The 10,315-nt window shown below is 62.2% G+C and carries 8 protein-coding genes; 6 read left to right on the plus strand and 2 right to left on the minus strand.

Annotated features, from left to right (window positions below; translation table 11 throughout):
* The first annotated feature begins 9 nt into the window (after positions 1 to 9).
* The 4 genes from QCBJ_RS13970 (at position 10) to QCBJ_RS13985 (ending at position 4,202) form a co-directional block, all read left to right on the plus strand.
* Positions 10 to 786 carry an ABC transporter ATP-binding protein gene (locus QCBJ_RS13970; protein ID WP_012723512.1) on the plus strand — a complete coding sequence of 259 codons (777 nt, stop codon included), beginning with the start codon at positions 10 to 12 and terminating at the stop codon, positions 784 to 786.
* Positions 787 to 987: 201 nt separating this feature from the next.
* Positions 988 to 1,899, plus strand: a complete 912-nt coding sequence (gene kdgD / locus QCBJ_RS13975; RefSeq protein WP_046035395.1) for a 5-dehydro-4-deoxyglucarate dehydratase — start codon at positions 988 to 990, stop codon at positions 1,897 to 1,899.
* Between the two features lie 91 nt (positions 1,900 to 1,990).
* Entirely contained in the window at positions 1,991 to 2,359 is a 369-nt protein-coding gene (locus tag QCBJ_RS13980) for a 5-carboxymethyl-2-hydroxymuconate Delta-isomerase (RefSeq protein ID WP_102061055.1), read from the plus strand.
* A 40-nt stretch (positions 2,360 to 2,399) separates the two neighbouring features.
* Positions 2,400 to 4,202 (plus strand): glycosyl hydrolase family 28 protein, encoded by a 1,803-nt coding sequence (locus QCBJ_RS13985; RefSeq protein WP_102061056.1) that lies wholly within the window; start codon positions 2,400 to 2,402, stop codon positions 4,200 to 4,202.
* Between the two features lie 79 nt (positions 4,203 to 4,281).
* Here the strand turns inward: QCBJ_RS13985 and QCBJ_RS13990 are convergent, their stop codons facing one another.
* Positions 4,282 to 5,184 carry a LysR family transcriptional regulator gene (locus QCBJ_RS13990; RefSeq protein WP_012723516.1) on the minus strand — a complete coding sequence of 301 codons (903 nt, stop codon included), beginning with the start codon at positions 5,182 to 5,184 and terminating at the stop codon, positions 4,282 to 4,284.
* 106 nt (positions 5,185 to 5,290) lie between these two features.
* On the opposite strand from QCBJ_RS13990, the gene QCBJ_RS13995 reads away from it, so the two are divergent.
* Both QCBJ_RS13995 and QCBJ_RS14000 read left to right on the plus strand, forming a co-directional pair.
* Positions 5,291 to 6,658, plus strand: a complete 1,368-nt coding sequence (locus QCBJ_RS13995; RefSeq protein WP_043206203.1) for an MFS transporter — start codon at positions 5,291 to 5,293, stop codon at positions 6,656 to 6,658.
* Complete coding sequence (locus tag QCBJ_RS14000) at positions 6,655 to 7,929, plus strand: glucarate dehydratase family protein (protein WP_093545226.1); 1,275 nt, start codon at positions 6,655 to 6,657, stop codon at positions 7,927 to 7,929. Before QCBJ_RS13995 ends, QCBJ_RS14000 begins: the two co-directional genes overlap by 4 nt.
* 54 nt (positions 7,930 to 7,983) lie before the next feature.
* On the opposite strand, the gene QCBJ_RS14005 is transcribed toward QCBJ_RS14000, so the two are convergent.
* A complete protein-coding gene (locus QCBJ_RS14005) occupies positions 7,984 to 9,666 on the minus strand; it encodes an AMP-binding protein (RefSeq protein WP_102061057.1) in 1,683 nt (560 codons plus the stop codon).
* Positions 9,667 to 10,315: the final 649 nt, after the last annotated feature.

Below are 10,315 nucleotides of genomic sequence, written 5' to 3' on the forward strand. Positions count from 1 at the left end.
AACCTGACCATGCCCATGATCCAAGCCCACGCGCTCAACCTGAGTTTCGGCACCGGCGCGAGTCTCAATCACGTGCTGCACGATGTCAGCCTCAGTGTTGCCGACGGCGAATCCTTTGGCCTGGTGGGGGAGTCCGGTTCGGGCAAGACCACCGTGCTGCGCTGCCTGGCCGGGCAATACCGGCAGTGGAGCGGTGAACTGAGCATTGCCGGCGCACCGCTGCAACACAAGATTCCCAAGGCGCATTTTCGCAAAGTGCAGATGGTCTTCCAGGACCCCTACGGCTCCTTGCACCCGCGGCACACCATCGATACCGCCTTGCGTGAGCCGTTGATTATCCATGGGGTAGGGGACAAGGACGACCGGATCGACGAGATCCTGCGCAAGGTCGGCCTGAATGACAGCTTCCGCTTCCGTTACCCGCATCAATTGTCCGGCGGCCAGCGTCAGCGCGTGGCCATCGCCAGGGCGCTGATCCTTGAGCCTCGCGTGTTGTTGCTGGATGAGCCGACCTCGGCCTTGGACGTTTCCGTGCAAGCCGAAATCCTCAACCTGCTCACCGACCTGCGCGCGCAGGAGAAGCTGACCTACCTGATGGTGACGCACGACCTGGGGGTGGTGACGCACCTCTGCGACCGCGTAGCGGTGATGCAGCAGGGGCGGATTGTCGAACTCCTCGACAGTCAGGGCCTGAGCCAGGACCTGGCGGCACACGACTATACGCGGATGCTGGTGCAGGCCAGTCGAGACTTCAGTCAGGCGTCCGAGCGGCGTCAAGCCAGCTAATAAAGGCAAAGTCATCGTACAACATGATCATTAAGTTGCGGGGCGCACTTCTGTGCGCCCAGCATTAATTGGTATGTTTTATTGAGGATTGCCGCAAATTCCCGTTAGGTGAAATATCTCGTTGGCTTAAGTATTTATATAGTTGTACGATGACGTACCTCTTAAGGTATCCCTTCATTTTCGATCTGAGGTTTGCGAACCATGACGCCACAAGAACTAAAAACAGTCCTGTCTTCCGGCTTGCTGTCGTTCCCTGTTACTGACTTTGACGCGGCCGGTGACTTCCGCGCCGACACCTATGCCCGCCGCCTGGAATGGCTGGCGCCGTACGGCGCCAGCGCGCTGTTCGCCGCCGGCGGCACCGGGGAATTTTTCTCCCTGGAAGCCAAGGAATACACACAGATCATCAAGACGGCCGTCGACACCTGCAAAGGCCAGGTGCCGATCCTTGCCGGGGCAGGGGGCCCGACCCGCCAGGCCATCGCCTATGCCCAGGAAGCTGAGCGCCTGGGCGCCGCCGGGATTCTGCTGATGCCCCACTACCTGACCGAAGCCAGCCAGAAAGGCTTGGTGGCCCACGTTGAGCAGGTGTGCAACTCGGTGGATTTCGGCGTAGTGGTGTACAACCGCAACCTGTGCCGCCTCAACGCCGACAGCCTGGAGCAATTGGCCGAGCGCTGCCCTAACCTGATCGGCTTCAAGGATGGTATTGGCGAGGTCGAGTCGATGGTGTCGATCCGTCGCCGCCTGGGTGATCGCCTGACCTACCTCGGTGGGCTGCCGACCGCCGAAGTCTACGCGGCGGCCTACAAGGCCCTCGGCGTGCCGGTGTACTCCTCGGCGGTGTTCAACTTCATCCCGAAAACCGCCATGGATTTCTACCGCGCCGTCGCTGCCGACGATCACGCCACGGTGGGGCGCTTGATCGATGATTTCTTCCTGCCGTACCTGGCCATCCGTAACCGCTGTGAAGGCTACGGCGTGAGCATCGTCAAGGCCGGCGCACGCCTGGTCGGCCACGACGCCGGCCCGGTGCGCGCGCCGCTGACCGACCTGTTGCCTGAAGAAGTGGAGCAACTCGACGTGCTGATCAAGGCCCTCGGCGCCCAGTAAAGCCACTGCGAGGCTCAACTGTGGGCGCTGTCGAGCCCCGCTTGCATCGCTGAAGCTCGACGGCTTCCACAGTCCACCATGAGGATCCACCATGCCCCATTGCATCATCGATTGCCCTGCCACCCTGGCCCAGCGCATCGGCGAACAAGCTCTATTGGCCACCGTGCACGATGCCCTCGACAGCTTCGGCCTATTCAAGCCGGGCGACATCAAAGTGCGACTCAACGGCTTCACCCATTACCGCTGCGGCGCGACGCAAGACGACTTCGTGCATGTGGCGCTGTACCTGTTCGCCGGGCGCAGCGCCGAGCAGCAACGCAGCCTCGCTTCGGCGACACTGGGCGCCCTGATCGAAGTGCTGCCGCAGGTTGAAGCGCTGTCCATGGATGTGCGGGAAATGCCCCACGAGACCTTCGTCAATCGCAGTCAATACCTCGAAGAAGCCGGGCGGCAGGCTTAACGCCCTCGGTGTGATAACCGGCAAAAACAAGGAGAACAACATGCCGCATCAACCCTCGCAAAAAACCTCGACCCGTTGGCTGCTGGCCATCGCGGCCCTCGGTTGCAGTCCGCTGTCATGGGCGCTGCAGGCACCGTCCAAGCTGCAAGTGCCGACCCTGGCTTATGACGACCAGCAGATCATCCTGGTCTGGGAAAAACCCCTCGCGCACGACGGCATCAAGGACTACCGGGTCTACGCCAACGGCGCCTTACTGGGCAGCGCCAACGCCAACAACGACCAGGTGTCGCCGGCCAAACCCTACATTGACCATTTCTACCAACAGGACCGGGCGAACTTTCACCATCGCATCGGCATTCACAGTTACACCGCCCAAGGCCTGAAGCCGGACACCCCGTACCGGTTTACCGTGCGCTCGGTCGACAGCAGCGGCAAGGAATCGGCCGACAGTGCCGCCGTGCTGCAACGCACCACGCCGGTCCCGGTGGTGTTCGACGTGAAGCACTATGGTGCCAAGGGCGACGGTATTCATCTCGACACCCTGGCGATCCAGCGCGCTATTGATGCCTGCACGGTGGGCGGCAAAGTGTTGCTGCCCAAAGGCACCTACAAAAGCGGGGCGCTCTACCTCAAGAGCAACATGACCCTGGAGATCGCCGACGGCGCGACCCTGCTGGGTTCCGAGCGCGCCGAGGATTACCCGCTCGCGGGGTACATCCAATACCCGTATTCCAGCACCGTGCGCCCGGCCTCGCTGATCAACGCACTGCCGCGCGATCCGCGTCAGCACCAAGCGTTCGAGAACATCCGCATCGTCGGCAAGGGCACCCTCGACGGCAACGGCTGGAAGCGCAACGCTGATATACGCGACGAGCGCGGGCAAACCCTGCCGTTCTATGTCCCCAGCGACAACACGCGCTACCTGCAGGATGGCCTGCTGGCCAAGGCTCAAGTGGAGCAAGCGGTGGCGCGGGGCATGAACGTCAAGGACGCCTACGGGCAGATGCGCTCTTCGTTGATCACCCTGCGCAACGTGAAAAACGTGTTTTACGGTGGCTTTACCGTATTGAACCCAGCGTTCCACGGCATCATGAACTTGGAGACCGAAAACGTGGTGCTGGCCAACACCACTCACACCACGTATGACGCCAACAACGGTGACGGCATCGAGTTCGCCAACAGCAAGGGCGCGATGGTGTTCAATAACTTCTTCGACACCGGCGATGACTGCGTCAATTTTGCCGCCGGCACCGGGGCCGACGCGGTGCACCAACGGCCGCAGGAGGATGCGTGGATCTTCAATAACTACTTCCGTAAGGGCCATGGCATGGTGGTTGCCGGCAGCCACACCGGCGCCTGGATCCAGAACATCCTGGCCGAAGACAACGTGTCCGACGGCACCGATGCCGGGTTGCGCATGAAGAGCACCAACTTCATGGGCGGCGGCGCGCGCAACGTGACATTCCGCGACTCGGCGATCCGCAACACCGTCAAGCAGGCGTTCATTTTTACCCTGGATTACAACGACCCGAACGCCAAGCTCGACTACCAACGCTCGACGGTGGCAGGGCAGTTCAAGGACATCCGCGTCAGTGACGTCAGCGTCGAGAATGCCCAGGGCGCTGCGATCGAAGTCAAGGGCGACGCCCAGCACAATGCCTATCATCAGGGCCTGGTGTTCGAGCGCGTGCGGTTCAGTGGCGCGGCCAAGGCGCGCATTGACGGGTTGAAAGACTCGCGCTTCGACCACGTGGTATTCAGCCAGACCGGGGCAGCCAACCCTTGGCAGGTGAGTGACAGCCATGGGTTGGTGTTTGAGGCCGTGCAGCCGCCGCCGCGTTGATCTGTCTGCCGCGCGTGACGTTGACCCGGTGACTGCCCTTGCCCGACGCGTGCAGCACCGGGGCGTCGGGCGTGCGCAGTCAGTCTGCCCAGCCGTCGCGCACGGCGTTGCGAATCCCGTCCAGCAACATCGCGAACGCCGGGTTGTCATTGTTCTCGCGCCAGATCAAGTGCAGCTCGCTCTGTGCCCCTTCGCCCAGGTCTATATCGCGGAACACCACGTTCTTGAACACCACGCTGCTGGCGCAACGCGGCACCAGCGCCAGGCCCATGCCGGCGTTGACCAACGCCAGGATGGTCAGGGATGAGCCCAGCCACTGCACGTACTCCGGCGCAACGCGGGCCGAGCGCAACAGGCCGGTCAGCAGTTCGTTGAACGGCGGGTAGGCGGAGTGGGCGTACATCAGGAAGGGCTGGGCGTCCAGGTCGTGCACGCTGACCGTCTCGGTATTGGCCAGCCGGTGGCTGCTCGGCACCGCCAGCACGAAGGGTTCGCGCACCAGGCATTCGGTGGCATACCCCGGCTCCAGCAACGGCGCGCGCACGATACCCAGGTCGATGCGGCGGGCGCGCAGGGCTTCGTATTGCTGGTAGGTGTTCATTTCCGCCAGGTCGATCTTGACGTGGGGCTGCTTGAGCCGCGCCTCGGCGATGACCCTGGGCAAAAACTCATACACCGCACTGCCGACGAAGCTGATGTTCACCGTACCGATATCGCCCTCGGCGAAGCGGCGCGCGGTGACGGCCGCTTGCTGGGCGCGCTCCAGCAGGTTCTGCGCCTCGATGAAAAACGCCCGGCCGGCGGCGGTGAGTGCCACGCTGCGAGTGGTGCGGGTAAACAACTCGACCCCCAAGTGATGCTCAAGCAATTGGATCTGCCGGCTGAGGGGCGGCTGGGTCATGTTCAGGCGTTCGGCCGCGCGCCGAAAATTCAGCTCGGTGGCCACGGTGGTGAAGCAGCGCAGTTGAGTCAGCTCGAACATTGATCTAATCCTGGTATCAATCGAATGCCAAGTTAGATTAGACGGGAACAATCTCTGGCGTCCATGCTTCAAGCGTCCCTAAAACAATAATGAGTGGGAGTTGCCCTTGGATACCCTCCAGAATCCGCCAGACCCTAGCGTGCTCGCCCGCGCGGCCGCCAAGGTCAAGCGTCATGTCTTGCCGTTGTTTGTGGTGATGTTCATCGTCAACTACATCGACCGGGTCAATATCGGCTTTGTGCGCAGCCATTTGGAGACCGACCTGGGCATTGGTGCGGCAGCCTATGGCCTGGGTGCCGGGTTGTTCTTCATTGGCTACGCGATCTTCGAAGTGCCCTCCAACCTGCTGTTGCAGCGCTACGGCGCACGGGCCTGGCTGACGCGCATCATGTTCACCTGGGGCGCGGCCGCGATGGCCATGGCCTTCGTCAAAGGTGAAACCAGTTTCTATATCCTGCGCTTTGTCCTTGGCGCTGCCGAAGCCGGGTTTTTCCCCGGCATCATCTACTACTTCACCCAATGGCTGCCGGCGGCCGAGCGTGGCAAGGCGATGGCGATTTTCCTCAGTGGTTCGGCGATTGCCTCGGTGATTTCCGGGCCGGTGTCGGGGGCGCTGTTGCACGTCAACGGCTTGAGCCTGCATGGCTGGCAGTGGATGTTCCTGATTGAGGGCTTTGCTTCCATCCTGCTCTGCGGGTTTGTGTGGTTCTGGCTGCAATCCCATCCGCATCAGGCGAAGTGGCTCAGCGACGAAGAAAAACAGGCGCTGGTCAGCGCCATCGACCTTGAACAGCAGGCCCGTGAGGCGTCCCAGGTCACCCGGCCGTCGATGTTCAAGTTGCTGGCGGACAAACAGATCGCGCTGTTCTGCTTTATCTACTTTTCCATTGCCCTGACCATTTACGGCGCCACCTTCTGGCTGCCCAGCATGATCAAGAAAATGGGCGATTTGGGCGACTTCCAGGTGGGCCTGTTCAACTCGATTCCGTGGCTGATTTCCATCGTCGCCATGTACGCGTTCGCCGCCCTGGCCAGCAAGTGGAAACATCAGCAGGCGTGGGTTGCGCTGATGCTGGTGATCGCCGCCTTCGGCATGTTCATGTCCACCACCGGCGGACCGGTGTTTGCCTTTATCGCCATCTGTTTTGCCGCGATTGGCTTCAAGGCCGCCTCTGCCTTGTTCTGGCCGATCCCCCAGGGTTACCTGGATGCGCGGATCGCGGCGGCGGTGATTGCCTTGATCAATTCGGTCGGCAACCTGGGCGGCTTCGTCGCACCCACCACTTTCGGTTTGCTGGAGCAGACCACCGGCTCCATCGAAGGCGGGCTGTATGGCCTAGCCGCCACATCGCTGGTGGCGGCGGTGGTGGTGTTTTTTGCCCGTACCGCACCGCGCGGCGCAGTGCCGCCTACGTCCACACCGACTACTCACCCACACGCCTTGCGTCCAGGCCCACAGGGAGCCGCCTCTTGAAAATCGTCCGCGTTACCGTCACACCTATCGCCTTTCGCGACCCACCGTTGCTCAACGCCAGCGGTATCCACGAAGCCTACGCACTGCGCTCGATCATCGAAGTCGAGAGCGACACCGGCTACATCGGCCTCGGCGAAAGCTACGGCGATGCCCCGGCGCTGGCGATCCAGCAGCTGGTGCAGCCGCAACTGATCGGCCTGGACCCCTTCAACCTCAACGGGCTGCGCGCCATCGTCCAGGCCACGGTGGCCGCGCACAAACCCGCGAGCCTCAGCGGCGCGGAACTGGCGCCGGGCTCCCATGCCAGCAAGGCGGTGAGCAATGCCTATTCGGCGTTCGAAGTGGCCTTGCTCGACCTCCAGGCCCACGCCTTGAACGTGCCGCTGGTGGACTTGCTCGGTGGGGCGATCCGTGACCGGATCCCGTTCAGTGCCTACTTGTTTTTCAAGTACGCCGAACACATCGACTCTCCCTACAAGCCCGATAGCTGGGGCGAAGCGCTCAACGAAGAGCAGATCGTCGCCCAGGCCCGGCGGATGATCGAAGCCTATGGTTTCAAAAGCATCAAGCTTAAAGCCGGTGCCCTGGAACCTGAACATGAAGTGCGCTGCATCAAGGCGCTTAAAAAGGCTTTCCCCGGTGTGCCGCTGCGCATTGACCCGAATGGCAACTGGTCGCTGCAGACCTCGATTCGCATGGCTGAACTGCTCGGCGATGACCTGCAGTATTACGAAGACCCGACCCCAGGCCTGGAGGGCATGGCCGAACTGCACACACGTACGGGCTTGCCCCTGGCGACCAATATGGTGGTCACCGACTTTGACGAGTTTCGCCGCAGCGTGGCCCAGGACAGCGTGCAGATCGTACTCGCCGACCATCACTACTGGGGTGGCCTGCGCGACACTCAAGCGTTGGCGAAAATGTGCCAGACCTTCGGCCTGGGCGTGTCGATGCACTCCAACTCACACTTGGGCATCAGCCTGATGGCGATGGCGCATGTGGCCGCGTCGGTCCCCAACCTCGATTACGCCTGCGACACCCATTACCCCTGGCAGGAACCGGACGAGGAGGTGATCAAGGGCGGCAAAGTGCCGATTGTCGATGGCTGTGTGACGCTCACCCGCGCGCCCGGGCTGGGCCTTGAACTTGATCATGATCAACTGGGCAAGCTGCATGACCAGTACCTGAGTTGCGGCATCCGCCAGCGCGATGACGTGAAACAGATGCAGCGTTACCAACCGGATTGGAAGACCGTCAAACCGCGTTTCTGAAGCTGGTCGCTTCACGTTGCCCGGCGATGCCTTGTGAGGTCGCCGGGCTTTTTTTCAGCCAAAATCTTCCTCGAAATGTTCCTGCTCGCCGCGTGTATCGCTCTGGCGGCGCAGCACCTCCATCTGGCGCAGTTCCACCCGGCGGATCTTGCCGGAGATGGTCTTGGGCAGTTCACTGACGAACTCGATACGCCGCACCCGCTTGTAAGGCGCCAAATGCTCACGGGCGAAGGCCAGGATGTGCCGGGCCAGTTCGGCGCTGCCGGGGGCGTCGTGGGCCAATATCAGGAACGCCTTGGGCACCGCCAGGCGCAAGGGATCGGGGCTGGGCACTACGGCAACTTCCATCACCGCGGGGTGTTCGATCAGCGCGCTCTCCAGTTCGAAAGGGCTGATGCGGTAGTCGGAAGCCTTGAACACATCATCCGCGCGGCCCACGAAGGTGATGTAGCCGTCGGCGTCGATTTGCGCGGTGTCGCCGGTGCGGTAGTAGCCGTCACGCATGACCTCGGCGGTTTTTTCCGGGCTGTCTTCGTAGCACAGCATCAGGCCGAGCGGGCGTACGTCCAGGGGCAGGGCGACTTCGCCCTCAGTGCTGGGGTTGCCATCGGGATCGAGCAAGGCCACTTGGTAGCCCGGCAACGGGCGGCCCATGGAACCGGGTTTGAGCAACTGGCCAGGGGTGTTGCCCACCAGCGCGGTGGTTTCCGACTGGCCAAAACCATCGCGCAGCGGCAAGCCCCAGGCCTGCTGGATCTGTTCGATGATTTCCGGGTTCAGCGGCTCGCCGGCGCCGACCAGTTCGCGCAGGCTCAGGCGCGGCTTGTAGCTGGCTAGGTCTTCCTGGATCAACATGCGCCACACCGTGGGCGGCGCGCACAGGCTGGTCACGCCGTAGCGTTCCAATGTGCTGAGCAGGGTGGGTGCGCTGAAACGCGCGACGTTATGGATAAAGATGCACGCGCCGGCATTCCACGGCGCGAACAGGCAGCTCCACGCATGCTTGGCCCAGCCTGGCGACGAGATATTCAGGTGCAGGTCGCCCGGTTGCAGGCCGATCCAGTACATGGTCGACAGGTGCCCCACCGGGTAGCTCTGGTGGCTGTGCAGCACCATCTTCGGCTTCGACGTGGTGCCGGAGGTGAAATACAGCAGCATCGGGTCGGTGGCCAGGGTGCGGCCTTCGGCCTCGAAGTGTTCGGGGTATGCAAAGGCGGCGCTGTGCGCGACCCAGCCGGCAGGCGCCGAACCCACGCAGATGCGGCTGCAACCGTCTGCCAGGCCGGCGAACTTGCTGACATGCGCCTCGCCGACCACCAAGTGACGCACCTTCCCGCGCTCGATCCGGTCGCGCAGGTCATCAGCGTTCAGCAGGGCCGTGGCGGGGATGACCACCGCCCCGAGCTTGAACGCGGCGAGCATGGTTTCCCACAGTGCCACATCATTGCCGAGCATCAACAGCACGCGATCACCACGCCGCACGCCGAGGGCGCGCAGGTGGTTGGCCACTTGGTTAGCGCGCGCGGCCAGCTGCTGGAAGCTGTAACGCTGCTCGCTGCCGTCTTCTTCGACGATCCAGAGCGCATTGGCCGGATTGCCCTCGGCCATGGCGTCGAAATAGTCCAGGGCCCAGTTGAATTCGCCCAGTTGCGGCCAACGGAAATCCCGTACGGCAGTGGCGTAGTCGGTGCGGTGAGCGAGCAGGAAATCCCGAGCGGCCAGGAAGGGCTGGGTCATGGTGGCTGTCCTTAATTATTGTTGTGGGACTGCCCCTCGGCTGGGCCGAGAGGCTGGACCGAGTATAGGCACGCATAAATCAGAGCAGAACGCCCAAAAATACCCGAGCGTTGTGCAAAAAAGTGATGGGTGTAGTGAGCGAGCTTGCCCCGCGCTGGGCAGCGAAGCAGCCCCAACACTAGCAGTGATGTTTACCTGAAAAAATGCGCTGACTGGATCAGGGCTGCTTCGCACCCCAGCGCGGGGCAAGCCCGCTCACCACAAGAGCTTCCGAAACCTCAATAGGAGGTCAGTCCTTGAGTGCTTTCAGGTGCTTGTAGACCGTCTGCCGCTCCACAACCTAGCCGTGATGTTTGTCTGAAAAAATGCGCTGACTGGATCAGGGCTGCTTCGCATCCCAGCGCGGGGCAAGCCCGCTCACCACAAGCGCTTCCGAAACCACAATGGCAGGTCAGCCCTTGAGTTGCTTCAGGTGCTTATAGGCTGTCGCCCGCCCCATGCCCAGCTAGAGCTGTTGTAGTGAGCGGGCTTGCCCCGCGCTGGGCTGCGAAGCAGCCCCAACACTAGCCGTGATGTTCACCTGAAAAAATGCGCTGACTGGATCAGGGCTGCTTCGCACCCCAGCGCGGGGCAAGCCCGCTCACCACAA

It is taken from the genome of Pseudomonas sp. QC2, assembly GCF_002859085.1.
Taxonomy (GTDB): Bacteria; Pseudomonadota; Gammaproteobacteria; order Pseudomonadales; family Pseudomonadaceae; genus Aquipseudomonas; species Aquipseudomonas petroselini.

What these genes read in the sequence shown, in the direction of transcription:
- QCBJ_RS13970 (WP_012723512.1), top strand. Translation starts at nt 10, where the DNA reads ATGCCCATGATCCAAGCCCACGCGCTCAACCTGAGTTTCGGCACCGGC.
- kdgD (WP_046035395.1), top strand. Translation starts at nt 988, where the DNA reads ATGACGCCACAAGAACTAAAAACAGTCCTGTCTTCCGGCTTGCTGTCG.
- QCBJ_RS13980 (WP_102061055.1), top strand. Translation starts at nt 1,991, where the DNA reads ATGCCCCATTGCATCATCGATTGCCCTGCCACCCTGGCCCAGCGCATC.
- QCBJ_RS13985 (WP_102061056.1), top strand. Translation starts at nt 2,400, where the DNA reads ATGCCGCATCAACCCTCGCAAAAAACCTCGACCCGTTGGCTGCTGGCC.
- QCBJ_RS13990 (WP_012723516.1), bottom strand. Translation starts at nt 5,184, where the DNA reads ATGTTCGAGCTGACTCAACTGCGCTGCTTCACCACCGTGGCCACCGAG.
- QCBJ_RS14005 (WP_102061057.1), bottom strand. Translation starts at nt 9,666, where the DNA reads ATGACCCAGCCCTTCCTGGCCGCTCGGGATTTCCTGCTCGCTCACCGC.